The following is a 14,311-nucleotide window of genomic DNA, read 5'->3' as shown; positions in this document are numbered from 1 at the left end:
AAAATGAAAGTAAAATATAATCATATCATATCGACTATAGCTTTAGTTACTGTAAGTATGGTCTCGTGTAAGAAGGCCGAAGTAACTACCTTTAATAAAGTTAAAATTCCAACCTCAAGCCCAATTCAGCCGGGTAATATTGCAGGTTTTGTTAAAGGCACGCTGTTAACCGGTCAAACTTACACGGTAACCGGCGATATCACAGTAAAAAAAGGAGATACCTTATCGGCCCAGCCAGGTGCCATTGTTGTGGTAAAAAATAACGCGCAGTTTAATATCCAGGGCGTTTTAAACTTATTGGGTTCACAGGATCAGCCTATATTTTTTAACTCCGACACCAATAAACCCGGTACCTGGGGTGGTTTCCAGGCCGATTCGGCACAAGCCATCAATATTAAATGGGCGCACATTGATAATACCGGTGGTCCGGATGCGGGAGGCAGCGCCAGGAGAACCATTGTAGTGAGAGGAGCCATCCCTGTTGATATTGAAGACTCGTGGTTTACCAATGGGCAGGACGATTTGATGGGCTTATTTGGAGCCAAAGTAACCATATTAAGAAACACCATCAGTTCATCTGGCAGTACCGATGGGGAGGGGATCAATCTAAAATCGGGAGCTACAGGTGTTGTGGCCTATAACGTGATTTTTAGCCAGGCAGGTAGTGGTGTTAAATTAGAAACCAGTACTTCAGTGCCTTTTCCGCAAACAGAAATAGAGGTGTATAATAACACCATTGTAGCGATAGGCTGGAGGCGGGGATCAGCCGAACCTGGTCGTGGCACCTCGGTAGGTGTAAACGCCATTGGGCATATCTTTAATAATATCTACGTAAACTGCTACCACGGCATTGAACTATTTAATGATGGTGATGTTACGCATACTACATACGGTAACAACCTTTTTTATGCCACGGTTGATACTTACACCGATTTGGTAGACCCAACCATCAAAATTAATATCAGAGATAATTTTTACCCTGCCGGCGCGGCAGGAAGTCCCCGCCCTACAGACCTGATCTCGACCAAAATTGGAAACTTTGATCCTTTATTTGTGAAGTTTGATGGCACGGTGGCCGCGCCAAATGGTTTCCCCAATGTAAATGATTTCAGACTTCAGAACGGATCACCGGCGTATGGCGCGGGTAATACCAAATACAACCAGGACCTGGGCGCATACACTACCGACGGAAAAGGCAATAAGCATTGAGTAATAATTTAGATAGTTTGGGCTTATTAACTTTAAATTGATGTTATCGCACTATTCTAGCGGCTTATATTTGATCGGATGAAATTAAACACGTCAATAAAATATTTGCCGCTTGTAGCTTTGTATGTTTTGCTTACCGCTTGTCATACTGCAATTACTAATAATAAATCAGCAGAAAATGAGCAGGTCAACATGCATAGCGCCTATGACGATAGCACACTAAACCACAATATACTCCCGGTTTTAATGCCTTATAACAGGGTAATTGATCCGGCAGGTAAAGTGATCTCGTTTGGCGATGTTGGTGACGAAAATCACAGCATGGATGTAAAGCTGATACCGGAAACCAAGCTCATCGCGGTTGAAGACCGGTATGGATTAACATTAATTGATACGCTAACCAAAAGTGTTTTTAGCCGCTGGACTTACAAGCAGGATGCCAAGTATCGTGGTTTAACCAGCACCTATTCGGGCTTAAAGGTGCTTAAGGCCGATAACCAGGTGCAGATTTACTGGAGCGCCGCGGCAGGCAAAGGCAAAGATTCAAAATCATACGTTTTTCAGGCGGTTTGGGACGGTGCCAAAATAACTATTAAAAACACGTTTAATTTTAAGCCGGAAGGGGAGTCGCCACTGGCGTTGCCTAATGATTTGGCCATTAATAAGGAAAATGGCGTCAACTATTTATACGTGGTTTTAAACGGTAATAACCAATTGGTTAAAATTAACCTGGCAACCAATAAAACCGAATGGACTAAGCCCACCGGAGTTGCGCCTTATGGTATTGTTATAGCAAAAGGCAAAGCGTTTATTACTAACTGGGCCGGGCCAACAGCTACAGATACCTTAACAAGAGAAACTGCCGGTGTGCCTTATGGCAAAACATACATCGACCCCAAAACCGGAGCAACAGCTTTGGGCAGTGTTACCGTGATGAGCCTGGATAAAGGCGAATTAATAAAGGATATAGCGGTTGGTTTGCACCCCAACGCCATCATTACCAATGCAGGCGAAGATTTGGTGTACGTTGCAAACGGCAACAGTGATATGGTTTCTGTGATATCGGCAACAAGGCTTCAGAATATTGGTAGCATTGATGTAAAGTTAAATCCCGGTAAAAAGAGTTATATAGGCGATACGCCCAATGCTTTAGCACTTAGTGCCGACGGAAATACGTTATACGTAGCAAACGGACTTGATAACGCTGTAGCTGTAGTAAAACTTGGTGCAAAACACGCTGCCACCGGAACAGATAATAGCCAGGTATTGGGTTTTATCCCTACCGAGGCTTATCCCGGTGGATTAGCAATAGATGGCAATAACTTATATGTAACCAATTTAGAGGGAGAAGGATCGCGGATTGGCAGTAACGAAATGGGGGAGAAAGGCGGTGACGATGAACCGGGACAGGGAAAAGTAAACGCTTACAACTCGCATCATCAACGGGCAACGGTGTCCATAATCCCTATTCCCGGATCAACAGAGTTAAAAGCCTACACCCAAAAAGTTCAAAGCCTTAACCTAAGTTTTAGGCAGCAAATTGCGCAGTTATTGCCCCGCAAGGGCGTAGCGGCTAAACCAATGCCCGATCGCATTGGCGAACCATCGGTATTTCAGCACGTTTTATATGTTATCAAAGAAAACCGCACTTACGACCAGGTTTTAGGCGATATGCCCGAAGGTAACGGCGAAAAACGGTTATGTATTTACGGTGATAGTATTACACCTAACCAGCACAATATTGCCCGTAACTTTTTGTTGCTCGATAATTATTATGCTTCGGGTAAATGCTCGGCCGAAGGACACCAGTGGACCGATGCCGCTATGGTTACCGATTACGTGGAGAAAAGTGTTCGCTCGTGGTTCAGAAGTTATCCGCACGTGCAGGAAGATGCCCTGGTATATGATGGTAATGGCTTTATATGGAACAACGCTGCCGATCACGGTAAAACGGTGCGGATTTATGGCGAGGCCTGCGCGGTTCATTTTGATAATAAATTAACCTGGAGCGACATCTACAGTAACTACAACGCCGGCAAACCTTTTCAATTTAAAAACACCAGCACCATATCGCGTGTCAGGCCAATGCTATCGCAAAACTTCCCGGGCTCAGATGAGCATAAAATTAATGAGCAACTACGTGCATCCGCATTTATAAAAGAACTTAACGACTATGAGAAACAGCCGGGGGATCAGTTACCGCAATTAATGATTATGTCACTGGCGGCAGATCATACGGTAGGTATCCGCCCTGGTTTCCCCAAGCCCGAATCGATGGTGGCAGATAATGACCTGGCACTTGGCCGGATTGTGGAAGCACTATCAAAAAGTCGCTTTTGGAAAAATACCGTAATATTTGTTACCGAAGATGATTCGCAGGCTGGCTGGGATCATGTTTCAGCTTATCGAACAACCGGTTATGTTATTAGTCCGTATAGCAGGTTGCAGGGAAAGGTGAGTAAAAACTATAACCAAACCTGTATGGTGCGTTCAATTGAGCAAATCCTGGGCTTGCCGCCAATGAATATTATTGATGCTACGGCTTTGCCAATGTTTGAGTGTTTTACAGATAAGCCATCTGCTTACACTTATCAAAGTGTAAAAAATAAAGTTCCTATAGATAATGTGAGTCCGCCATTATCAAAGCTCAAAGGAGCCGCGTTACATTATGCAACCTTATCGTCGCGCCCGGAGTATGATCACGTAGATGGGGGCAATGATGATGTGATGAACCGGATACTTTGGTTTGCGGCCAAAGGCAATAAAGCCTACCCGGCTAAGCTGGCCGGCAAGGATGATGATGACAAATAAGCTATAATTATTGGCCGGCGGGTTTTTACTTGTCGGCCAATTCTATCCAAACCGGGCAATGATCGCTTGTTTTTTCCCAGCCACGCACATTGCGGTCGACAGCGGCATTTAATAGCCTCCCTTGCAATTGCGGACTAAGCAGAAAATGATCAATCCGCAAACCCGCGTCGCGACCATAGGCATTCCTAAAGTAATCGTAAAAAGTATAAATCTTTTCGGTAGGGTATAGCTTGCGGATGGCGTCCGTCCATCCCTGATCAATTAGTTTTTTGAAAGCCGCGCGTGTTTCCGGGCGAAAAAGCGCGTCATCAATCCAGCGTTCTGGTTTATAAACGTCAATTTCGGTAGGCATTACGTTGTAATCGCCGGTTAACACTACCGGTAAACCCGTTTCCAGGAGCGAGGCGGCGTGAATTGCCAAACGTTCAAACCATTGCAATTTATAGTCGAATTTAGGACCGGGAGCGGGGTTGCCGTTAGGCAGGTATAAACAGCCAATCACCACACCTTTTATAGTAGCCTCAATATAGCGGCTTTGCTCGTCATCAGGATCGCCGGGCAAACCGCGGTGCAATTCCTTAATTTCAGGATCGCGGGATAGGATAGCCACCCCGTTCCAGCTTTTTTGTCCGTGCCATATAGGGTGGTAGCCCGCATCAAGAATAGCCTGTTCCGGAAATTTTTCCTGTGGAGCTTTCAGTTCCTGCAGGCAAACCACATCAGGCGTGGTTTCCTGTAACCAACGCAACAAAACCGGCAAACGGCCATTTACACCGTTAACGTTATAGGTAGCTATTTTCATGAGGTAAATTTAGCAGGTTGCGGATTAAAGCGTTCATTAAAAACCAACAATATTAAATATTGCAAACTGCAAACTTAATACTGCCAACTTTTTATTTACATTTGTACCCTTAACTGCAAACTGCCCACCGGGAACTGCAAACTAAAATGGGGTCGACCGGAATTGACAGGATGGAGATAAGTAGGTAAGCATGCAGCGCGTTGGGTGAATTAGCGCTTTAATCTGAACGCTCAAACTTACAAATGGCGAAAATAACTACGCCTTAGCTGCCTAATTTAGAATTAGCATAGCTTTTGTCCCGCCGGTTTTGCGTTTCATTGGATCGGCAATCGGGGCATCGAAAAATGAAACTGGCCTGCTTAGGGTGTGATAAGCGGGCGAGATAAAGCATCTACGGAACACGGTACAGGTAAGCGACTGACCTTCCCGTTCCCGACAATTAAACAGAAGCTAAGCATGTAGAAAGCTTACCTTATACCATGTTTGGACGAGGGTTCGAATCCCTCCGGCTCCACTAAGTTCAATGTTAAAACAAACTAAAAGCCTGCAAATCAAATGATTGCAGGCTTTTGTTTTTTAGTCAAATGACTATATTATTCACCATTTCGCAATAAAAAGGAGCGTAATTCGGTGAGTAAGTTTTAGATATTCCTTACTCACCAAATCGACTTATTGCTTTGATAATCAAGCTGTTCAAATTTTGAACATCTTGTACAGATGTGATTGCAAGCTTAATTTTGTTTCACTTTTTAATGTTAAAACATTATGAAAACTAATTTCAGCTTGCTTTTTTATTTAAAAAAGCCAAAGAACTATCAAAGTGGCACCGTGCCAATTTATCTGCGTATTACTGTAAACGGTAAGCGTTCGGAAACTACCACCGGGCGCGAATGTGATCCCAGCCTATGGAACAGCATTGCTGGCAGATTAAAAGGAACTAAAGAAGACACTAAATCCTTTAACGCCTATTTAGACACTTTGCAAAAACAAGTGTATGAAGCGCACAGTCAATTGACCGAAGTAAAAAGCAGTATTACCGCTGAAATTCTTAGGGATAAATTATTAGGTAAAGGCGAAAAAACAAGAATGCTTATGGACATATTTAAAGACCATAACAAGAAAATTGCCACATTAGTTGGTAAAGAATATGCCGCAGGTACATCGATTCGTTATCAAACCTCACTGAAACATACACAAGAATATTTGCAGTGGCAATACAAAGTGTCGGATATAGATATTAAAAAAATCGACCACGATTTTATTGCCAATTACGAGTTTTACCTCCGTTCAGAACGCAATTGCGCTAATAACTCTGCTTTTAAATACATAAAGAATTTCAAAAAAATCGTTGGTATTTGCTTATCAAGCGGATGGTTAGATAAAGACCCATTTATCAATTACAAAATAAGGATTAAGCAGGTTGACAGGATTTTCCTAAATGGAGATGATTTGCGAGCTATGGCTGACAAAGTATTTTCAACAGAGCGCTTAAACCAGGTAAGAGACATTTTTTTATTTTGCTGTTTTACGGGTTTAGCTTATGCTGATGTAAACAAGCTCAAACGCAACGAAATTGTCAAAGGTCTGGATGGAGAAATGTGGATATTCACAAAACGCAAAAAAACAGACACCCCAAGCCGTATTCCATTATTACCATCAGCCTTAGCCCTACTTGATAAATATACAGATAATCCAGTTTGCAGTAATTTAGGTAAAGCACTTCCGGTAAGTACCAATCAAAAAATGAATGCCTATTTAAAGGAAATTGCTGGTATCTGCGGCATAGATAAACCATTGACTTTTCACATTGCCCGACATACTTTTGCCACCACCGTTACACTATCCAACGGTGTGCCTATAGAGAGTGTAAGCAAGATGTTAGGTCATACCAATATTAAAACTACGCAGCACTACGCTAAAATATTGGATTTAAAAGTTAGCCAGGACATGGCCGCCATTAGACAGAAATACGCTGCAATTTAATTTTATTATCTCTAAGGTCACAAATTGTGACCTTAGAGAATTTCATTAATCATTCAATAAATTTAAAATGGAAAATCAAATTATACCTGATGAAGTCATCATGACTAAGATATTTTACATCAGAGGACAAAAAGTAATGCTTGATAAAGATTTGGCGGAATTGTATGGTACAGAAACCAAAAAGCTTAAGCAACAGGTTAATAGAAATCTTAATAGATTCCCAAACCACTATATGTTTGAACTCACAAAAGAAGAAAATGAACTTCTAAGGTCGCAAAATGCGACCTTAAAGAAAGGCGAACACTCCAAATATCTGCCTTTTGTTTTTACCGAACATGGCATCTTAATGTTGTCTAATGTGCTCAAAAGTGAAAGCGCTGTACAGGTAAGCATTCGGATTATAGACGTTTTTGTTAGACTAAGGGAGGTCTATGCCGAGCAAACTGAAGTTTGGTTAGCCATTGAAAAGATAAAATCTAAGCTTGATAATCAGGACAAGAATATGGAAATAGTGTTTAGATACCTTGATGAATTAATTGATAAAAAGCAAGAACCCCAGGAACGTAAAAGAATCGGTTATAAAACTTATGATAACGAATAATACCTGGCTATTGACCTGTTATTATAAAATTCAGCCACTTTAACCCATATAAATTAAATGCATGTGATCGTTTAAATCAAAACGAATCACATGCATCCTCAACCCAACATCTTAGAGGCTATGCTTCATTGCTCCTATAAAGCATGGCTTCTATCAAAACAGGAAATTTCGGCACCGGCCAGACCTTCACGCACCGACCTAAATCCAATCACGGTTTTAGCCTTGCAAATTAGCCAACCAACAAATGCTATAACTCAAGATCAAATCGTTAAAGTAACTAAAAACCATAAGCAGGCGATCCAACTATTAGCTGATACCGACAAACTACTAAATAAAGACGCTCCGCCGACTTTTTACAAGAACCTTCATTGTCCGGCTTGCCAGTTTAAAAATAAGTGCCATAGTAAATTAAAGGAACGGGATTGTATTAGCCTATTACCCAGCATAACCACAAAATCAATGCTGAAATATCACAATAAAGGTATTACCACAATAACGCAACTGTCTTACCTGTTCAAACCGAGGCGAAGACGCGCGCCAAACCCACAAAGTAGTTATTTATGGGAATTAAAAGCTTTAGCTATCCGTGAACAAAAAACCTTTGTAATTCAACCGCCTGCTTTGAATGTCAAGGCTGTTTCAATTTACTTAGATTTTGAGGGTACAGAAAACGAGGAGCATATTTACCTGTTAGGCGGAGTAATCATAAGGCACGATAAACCAGCGGAGACTTTTTCTTTATGGTCAGATAACAAGGAGAATGAACAAGTCAATTTTAATTATCTTTTTAAACTACTTATTCAATACCCCGATGCGGAAATCTATCATTACGGAAGCTATGAAACCAAAGCTTTAAAACTTGCTGCGAAAAAATCACCACTATCAAAATATTGGCCACTTATCGAGAAGAGAATGGTTAACCTGTTAGGTTATCTGCGCACTCATGTTTACCCGCCAACCTACAGTAATAGCCTGAAAGAGTTAGCATACTATCTCAATTTTAAATGGAGCGTCCCTGAAGCTGATGGGGTTTTAAGTATGCATTGGCGAAAGCAATGGGAGGAAACAGGTGGAAATAACTGGAAAGAAAAATTGCTCGAATATAACCTGGATGATTGCAGGGCATTACACGTAATTCATCAATGGTTCCTTAGACTGGCTTCAGACGGTAAACACGAAAATGTTCAGCAGGTTGCAGAAATGAAAAAGCACACTCCTTACCATTTGCAACATAACCGTGAATTTGGCGAAGATTTTCAATTGATTACTAAAGCGGCCTATTTTGATTACCAACGCAACAAAATCTATTGGCGCAATGAATTGAAAAGACAAGCCCCGTCCGGCAGCTCACCAAGGGAAAGACCTGAACAATTGGGTCAGGGACACATGGCATGGCGACCAAAAAAGATCAACGAAATAGTTATTATGCCGCCTCTTAAATCATGTCCCGGATGTGGCCATAACAAACTATATCAAAGCCATGATACCAAATCAGCAGTCGTGCAAACCGATCTTAAATTTACGGCTACAGGTATAAGAACTCACGTAACAGAATATCGCTCTGGTACGGCTAAGTGCGCTAAATGCGGCAAGAAAACCATGAACAAAACGCTGCGCATTATGCACTATGGGGACAATCTATTTGCACTTGTACTGGATTATTATGTCAATTTTCATATCAGTAATGAGATGATCAGTAAACTGATACAGGAACACTATCATATATGGGTCAGCCCGATGTATTTGGTCATGTATAAAAACAGGTGGTGGAATAAAACATGGACATCAACTGCGGTGTATATCAAAACTATTGTATTGAATAGCCCGGTCATTCACATAGATGAAACCACCATTAAACTTTCAAGAGAATCGGGATATGTATGGGTATTTGCGACGACACATACCGTATTTTATCATTATGCATCTACGAGAGAAGTTGGGTTTTTACAACAATTATTGAAAGATTATCGTGGTATTATTGTTTCTGATTTTTATCCCGGTTATGAAACATTAAATGTTAAAAGTCAAAAATGCCTCATCCACCTAATCAGGGATTTGAACGATGACCTGTTTAAAAATCAGTTTGACCAGGAGTATAACGCGATGGTTCCCGCCTTTAATCAACTGATGCGAAAAATTGTTGAAACTATTGACAAATATGGTCTAAGGCAAAGCCAGTTGAATAAGCATGTTAAAGACACAGATAGTTTTTATAAAGGGTTTGTCGAAAGAAATCATAAAAGCGAAATTGCAAGCAAATATGCTAAACGGTTTAAAAAGCATTGGCAACAGCTATGGACTTTCTTGCACAATGATAATGTTCCCTGGAATAATAATAATGCTGAAGCAGCGGTTAAAGCGTTCGCCCAGCATCGGCGTGGGGTAAAAGGGCAAATGCATGTTAAAGGTATTACCGAATATTTAGAAATGCTGACGGTTGCGCAGACTTGTCGTTATCGTAATATCTCATTTCTTAGCTTTTTACAAAAAAAGAAAGGGATTTGGGAAAACGTACCGCCGGAAGTATTACCGAGCTTTCTCCCATTTGAACAAGCGAAACTATATGTTCACCGTTTAAGGTTTGAAAGGCAAACTGAATGGACAGAATGGAAGCGGGAAGGAAAGCGCCCGTCATTTATTCCTTCTAATCCGCAGGTAACCTATTTAAAGAGTGGATGGGTTGATTGGCATGATTGGCTCGGGTTTGACTTTCTACCTTTTGTTAAGGCGCGGACATTCATGAGGAAACTACATTTAAAAAACAGGCAAGAATATGCTACATGGTTAGCCAGTGGTCAACGTCCAAAATTTATTCCAAGTGTGCCAGAGAAAGAATATAAGCACACTGGATGGGTTGATTTAAAAGACTACTTGGGTATCAGTCAATGAAAATAACAATATCGGGTGGCTAATTGTTAATAGTACAAAGCAGCGCAACTATGAGAGCAAAATATTTCAAACATCGCCACTGGACAGATTTTTCCAAAGACACAAATGATATAGGCCGCCCCTTGTTTTGGCCAAAAGATAACGAAGACAATCATTTTTTGTATAGGTTATATGATAAGCAGGAAGCCGAGTTTCCCGCTTTTTATCAATATCATCTCGATTATTTTCTAAAGCTTTATCCGGATGCCGAAGAAAAAGAATTTTTCACACACATATGGGAAATAATTGACGATGCCACTGCGGAACTGAAAGTAAAAAACCGTTACACTTCCAGGCACGCAATGGAGTTCAGAAATAAGCAGCATTTAAAAAGTTTCTTAGCCTACCTTAAAACCATTGATCAATGGAATACAGGCCGAACCAAAGACGAAATAATTGCAGATAAAGAGGGCGAAATCAGGAGCCTGAAAGAACAAAATGCCGAACTAAAAGAAGAACTTAAAGCCGCGAGGAAATTAGAAACCGAAGACTTTATTAATATCCAGGAGGGCTATCTTTTGACCGTTGTTGACCTCGCAAAGAAGATGCAGGGCTTAGAATTGAATGGTAAGGAACTTGTATTTTCACAAACCCAAACCGTCTGGACAAAGATGATCTGTAAAAATTTCAGACATGGCAATAAGGAAATTAAGTTTGAAACCATACGGCGATATTTCCCCGGCAACCCCGATGAACCCAGCGGGAGATCCGCAGCCGTTCCCGCTAAATCACAGCTTTTTCAAATAGTTGAAGCGAAAAAGCGAAGCTGATGTAACTCGTTTTCTTGCTTTGCCCCTCCGTATGATATCATCTATCATTTTATTGATAATGAGTTAATTGAGCGGTATTTCAACTTAACTCAAACCACTCCAATTTAACCACGCGAATCTGCGTGGTAACGAAAAAGCACATTTTCCCTATTCCTTTGAACCAAAATCAAAGACTATGGAAATATTCAGCACAAATGCCCTAAGCCAATGCATACGCGAGGCAGTAAGGGCAGAACTACAAGACCACTTTAAAACAGGCGGCAGCCAGCCGCAGGATTCAGAAAAACTTCTATCCAAGCAGGAGCTTGCCGCCGAACTCGGCGTGTCACTGGTAACACTTACCGATTGGATGAAAAAAGGCTTACCCTATTTGCGCCTGCATAAACGGGTGTACTTCAAAAAAAGTGAGGTACTCAATGCCATGCAACAAACTATTAAAGATTAAAAGGAGGATTACAGATGAATGTGGAATTGGTCACCAAAGAGGATTTGAGGCGGTTGGAAGATTTATTAAAAGAGATCAAACAGATTGTACAGCCGGGACAGAGCCAGCCTAAGAAATGGCTGAAAAGCAGTGAGGTAAGAAAGATGCTGAATATATCACCAGGCACCTTACAGAACCTGCGCATCAACGGGACGTTACGCTTTACCAAAATGGGAAGCATCATGTATTACAAGTTAGAGGACATCAATAAGGTATTAGAGGGGAACGGACAATGATTATCTCAAAAGAATTAAATGGTTACAGCGACATTATTAAACGCATGGGAACGGACGAGCGGGTACTTGCAACCCATGTAAGCTTGTTCACGTCTTTATTTATTTTTTGGCAGCGAGACGGCTTTGTTAGCCCTTTTTCCGTCACTCGAAAAACGGTAATGGCATTTTCAAAGATCGCTTCAATTGCGACTTATCACAAGTGCATCAGGGAATTAGACGAGTATGGTTACATCCGTTATCAGCCATCTTTTCACCCTGCAAATGGCAGCTTGATTTATTGGCCGGATGGCTTAAAAGCCAACGGCTTTTAATGCAGTTTGAGTTATGCAGATATACCGACTATTCCCGCTTGCGGGATAGCGGTTTTTTATTCGCTTGTAAGGAGCAAGTTTGTGTTTTTGTTGCCACAAAAACATCCCGGATGCCTACGGCACCGGGCAAACTTGCCTTTTGCGCCCGATGGTTGCAAAAGGGAAAAATGGAAAAAAGAGTAAAGAGTTAACCGATGGAAGCAACAGTAAAGACAACTAACAAACAACCGGTAACCCAGCCCAAAAACAAAGGTGGAGCACCGAAGAAAAGGGTTAAACGTGAGTTGATAATTCGCATCAGGATGACAGCGACCGAACGCTTTTATATCGATAGTAAAGCCAAGACCGCAGGCATGCGGTCAAGTAGTTGGATAAGGGCAGCAGCCAAAAGCGCTAAGGTGGTTCCTCGATTAACAGACGATGAGCGGCGCATCCTTTGGATGCTCGCCGAGCTTGCCAATAACTTAAATCAATTAACAAAGCTTGCGCATCAACTTGGACTATTAACTGTAGCGAGGGATTGCAGTAAAATTTTGAACGAGATAGATATTACTTTAAAACGTCTCAATAACAATGATAGGGAAAGTGATAACAGGTAGAAGCTTTGGCGGATGTATTCGGTATGTGGTGCAAAAACATGATGCGGTCGTATTGGATGCCGCAGGCGTAAGAATGCAGCAGGTTAATCAGACTATCAATGATTTTAACCTGCAACGAAAATACAATCCCAATTTAGGAAAAGCAGTCGGTCATATTGCTTTAAGCTGGAGCGTAAACGATGCCGCTAAGTTGAACGATGGGGTAATGGTGATGTTGGCGAAAGAGTATCTGAAAAAAATGAAGATACAGGACACGCAGTACTTAATCGTAAAGCACCGGGATAAAGATCATCCGCATATCCATATCGTTTACAACCGGGTAAGTAATAATGGTAAAACCATATCCGATAACTTTCAAAAGCAGCGGAATGTACAGGTAGCAAAAGAATTGACCTTAAAACATGGTCTTTACCTGTCACCGGGTAAAGAGCGTGTTAACCGCCAACAGCTAAAAGGCGAGGACAAAATCAAATATGAATTATTCGATGCCATCAAGGCGGCCAGCAAAAAAGTAAAAAACATCAATGACCTAAATCAAGTATTGGCCAAGCAGGGTATTGTTACCCATTTGAAATTCAAAAGCGGCACTACGGAAGTACAGGGCATCAGTTTCAGTAAAGGCGAATACAAATTTAAAGGATCAGAGATTGACCGCAGTTTAAGTTATGCAAAGCTTAACCAGGCCATAGAGCAGCAGCAGTTTAAACCGGAAAAGAGTTTGGCAGATCAGTTAAGGGAAGCAATGGAAAACGCGAAGCAGAAAAGAGAAAGCCAGGACAAGACCGAAAAAACAACTTATTTAAAGCCGGAGCCGGAAACCCATTATTTGAGGCAATCGCTATCAGCAGGAGCAGATTTATTTGGTGACTTACTTGGCAATATAGCCGACGATGATGATAGCCCGGAAAGAAAGCGTAGAAAGAAAAATGAACAACAACAAAGCAGAGGAATATCAAGATGAAAGAAATAGATGAACTAAACCAAAGAATGGATAGCAACGACGAGATTGTTGATAGCCTCGTAAAAAAGAATACAGAGATGGAAAAGCAGGTAACAAAAATTACCGATAATCCAGTCCCTGACTATTCAATTGCGATAAATACTATACTTACTGAAGTAAGGGAAATCAAGCAGAACATCAAACAGAATGACGAATTGACCTTGCTTAAACAGATCTATGAAAAATTGAGCAAGGTGCCAACATCCATCACTAAACAAATACGGATATTATTATTTCCTGAAACCAACCAGGGGCAGTACTATAAAATCGTATTTGGCAGGCTTATTCCCTGGGGTATATGCTTGGTCGTTATAACCTACTTATATTCTTTAGGCGGTAAAGCAATTGATGCTTACGGCCAGCATATGCAAAATGAGCAATCGGCTCATTATCAACGGGCGTGGATTTATCTAAAGCAGATTGCGAAAAAGAGAACCTTAGCAGCGATGGATACTGCTTATTTGAAAACCGAAAATAAATAATCTGACGGTTATATATCTCTTTTGTAAATCAGCATTATGCTCTAAAAGAGCCATTTAATTAAGAAAACTATTGACATTTTTTTAATTAAAAATTA

At 41.1% G+C, this 14,311-nt stretch carries 13 protein-coding genes and 1 other RNA gene; 13 read left to right on the top strand and 1 reads right to left on the bottom strand.

Translation table 11 applies throughout. The features are described from left to right. Nucleotides 1–3: 3 nt before the first annotated feature. Together QWZ17_RS16750 and QWZ17_RS16745 are read left to right on the top strand one after the other, a co-directional pair. Nucleotides 4–1,209 carry a right-handed parallel beta-helix repeat-containing protein gene (locus tag QWZ17_RS16750; protein WP_290306426.1) on the top strand — a complete coding sequence of 402 codons (1,206 nt, stop codon included), beginning with the start codon at nucleotides 4–6 and terminating at the stop codon, nucleotides 1,207–1,209. A gap of 78 nt (nucleotides 1,210–1,287) precedes the next feature. Continuing rightward, nucleotides 1,288–4,020, top strand: coding sequence for an alkaline phosphatase family protein (locus tag QWZ17_RS16745; RefSeq protein WP_290306425.1), 2,733 nt, complete (start codon nucleotides 1,288–1,290; stop codon nucleotides 4,018–4,020). A gap of 25 nt (nucleotides 4,021–4,045) precedes the next feature. On the opposite strand, the gene xth is transcribed toward QWZ17_RS16745, so the two are convergent. Continuing rightward, on the bottom strand, nucleotides 4,046–4,822 hold the full coding sequence (gene xth / locus QWZ17_RS16740; RefSeq protein ID WP_290306424.1) for an exodeoxyribonuclease III: 777 nt from the start codon (nucleotides 4,820–4,822) through the stop codon (nucleotides 4,046–4,048). A 148-nt stretch (nucleotides 4,823–4,970) separates the two neighbouring features. Here xth and ssrA point away from each other — a divergent pair. From ssrA to QWZ17_RS16685, 11 genes are all read left to right on the top strand, one after another. Beyond that, nucleotides 4,971–5,339, top strand: a transfer-messenger RNA (tmRNA) gene (ssrA, locus tag QWZ17_RS16735). 248 nt (nucleotides 5,340–5,587) lie between these two features. Next, nucleotides 5,588–6,805, top strand: coding sequence for a site-specific integrase (locus QWZ17_RS16730; RefSeq protein ID WP_290306423.1), 1,218 nt, complete (start codon nucleotides 5,588–5,590; stop codon nucleotides 6,803–6,805). A 67-nt stretch (nucleotides 6,806–6,872) separates the two neighbouring features. Continuing rightward, complete coding sequence (locus tag QWZ17_RS16725; protein ID WP_290306422.1) at nucleotides 6,873–7,406, top strand: ORF6N domain-containing protein; 534 nt, start codon at nucleotides 6,873–6,875, stop codon at nucleotides 7,404–7,406. 90 nt (nucleotides 7,407–7,496) lie between these two features. Beyond that, nucleotides 7,497–10,295, top strand: a complete 2,799-nt coding sequence (locus QWZ17_RS16720) for a TM0106 family RecB-like putative nuclease (RefSeq protein ID WP_290306421.1) — start codon at nucleotides 7,497–7,499, stop codon at nucleotides 10,293–10,295. 50 nt (nucleotides 10,296–10,345) lie between these two features. After that, a complete protein-coding gene (locus QWZ17_RS16715) occupies nucleotides 10,346–11,104 on the top strand; it encodes an SH3 domain-containing protein (protein ID WP_290306420.1) in 759 nt (252 codons plus the stop codon). Between the two features lie 175 nt (nucleotides 11,105–11,279). Continuing rightward, nucleotides 11,280–11,549, top strand: coding sequence for a helix-turn-helix domain-containing protein (locus tag QWZ17_RS16710; protein ID WP_290306419.1), 270 nt, complete (start codon nucleotides 11,280–11,282; stop codon nucleotides 11,547–11,549). A 14-nt stretch (nucleotides 11,550–11,563) separates the two neighbouring features. Then, entirely contained in the window at nucleotides 11,564–11,824 is a 261-nt protein-coding gene (locus QWZ17_RS16705; RefSeq protein ID WP_290306418.1) for a helix-turn-helix domain-containing protein, read from the top strand. Continuing rightward, nucleotides 11,821–12,135 (top strand): hypothetical protein, encoded by a 315-nt coding sequence (locus tag QWZ17_RS16700; RefSeq protein ID WP_290306417.1) that lies wholly within the window; start codon nucleotides 11,821–11,823, stop codon nucleotides 12,133–12,135. Before QWZ17_RS16705 ends, QWZ17_RS16700 begins: the two co-directional genes overlap by 4 nt. Before the next feature lie 194 nt (nucleotides 12,136–12,329). Continuing rightward, nucleotides 12,330–12,734: a plasmid mobilization protein gene (locus tag QWZ17_RS16695; RefSeq protein WP_290306416.1), complete on the top strand. Its 405-nt coding sequence runs from the start codon at nucleotides 12,330–12,332 to the stop codon at nucleotides 12,732–12,734. Beyond that, nucleotides 12,709–13,695, top strand: a complete 987-nt coding sequence (locus QWZ17_RS16690) for a relaxase/mobilization nuclease domain-containing protein (protein ID WP_290306415.1) — start codon at nucleotides 12,709–12,711, stop codon at nucleotides 13,693–13,695. The genes QWZ17_RS16695 and QWZ17_RS16690 overlap by 26 nt, the downstream gene beginning before the upstream one ends. Further along, nucleotides 13,692–14,216, top strand: a complete 525-nt coding sequence (locus tag QWZ17_RS16685) for a hypothetical protein (RefSeq protein ID WP_290306414.1) — start codon at nucleotides 13,692–13,694, stop codon at nucleotides 14,214–14,216. Before QWZ17_RS16690 ends, QWZ17_RS16685 begins: the two co-directional genes overlap by 4 nt. Nucleotides 14,217–14,311 lie beyond the last annotated feature (95 nt).

Origin of the sequence: Mucilaginibacter flavus, assembly GCF_030409315.1 — a bacterium.
GTDB lineage: Bacteria > Bacteroidota > Bacteroidia > Sphingobacteriales > Sphingobacteriaceae > Mucilaginibacter > Mucilaginibacter flavus.
This window is presented reverse-complemented; position numbering and strand designations above follow the sequence as displayed.

Coding starts and splice junctions, on each gene's coding strand:
- QWZ17_RS16750 (WP_290306426.1), top strand. CDS start 4: ATGAAAGTAAAATATAATCATATCATATCGACTATAGCTTTAGTTACT.
- QWZ17_RS16745 (WP_290306425.1), top strand. CDS start 1,288: ATGAAATTAAACACGTCAATAAAATATTTGCCGCTTGTAGCTTTGTAT.
- xth (WP_290306424.1), bottom strand. CDS start 4,822: ATGAAAATAGCTACCTATAACGTTAACGGTGTAAATGGCCGTTTGCCG.
- QWZ17_RS16730 (WP_290306423.1), top strand. CDS start 5,588: ATGAAAACTAATTTCAGCTTGCTTTTTTATTTAAAAAAGCCAAAGAAC.
- QWZ17_RS16725 (WP_290306422.1), top strand. CDS start 6,873: ATGGAAAATCAAATTATACCTGATGAAGTCATCATGACTAAGATATTT.
- QWZ17_RS16720 (WP_290306421.1), top strand. CDS start 7,497: ATGCATCCTCAACCCAACATCTTAGAGGCTATGCTTCATTGCTCCTAT.
- QWZ17_RS16715 (WP_290306420.1), top strand. CDS start 10,346: ATGAGAGCAAAATATTTCAAACATCGCCACTGGACAGATTTTTCCAAA.
- QWZ17_RS16710 (WP_290306419.1), top strand. CDS start 11,280: ATGGAAATATTCAGCACAAATGCCCTAAGCCAATGCATACGCGAGGCA.
- QWZ17_RS16705 (WP_290306418.1), top strand. CDS start 11,564: ATGAATGTGGAATTGGTCACCAAAGAGGATTTGAGGCGGTTGGAAGAT.
- QWZ17_RS16700 (WP_290306417.1), top strand. CDS start 11,821: ATGATTATCTCAAAAGAATTAAATGGTTACAGCGACATTATTAAACGC.
- QWZ17_RS16695 (WP_290306416.1), top strand. CDS start 12,330: ATGGAAGCAACAGTAAAGACAACTAACAAACAACCGGTAACCCAGCCC.
- QWZ17_RS16690 (WP_290306415.1), top strand. CDS start 12,709: ATGATAGGGAAAGTGATAACAGGTAGAAGCTTTGGCGGATGTATTCGG.
- QWZ17_RS16685 (WP_290306414.1), top strand. CDS start 13,692: ATGAAAGAAATAGATGAACTAAACCAAAGAATGGATAGCAACGACGAG.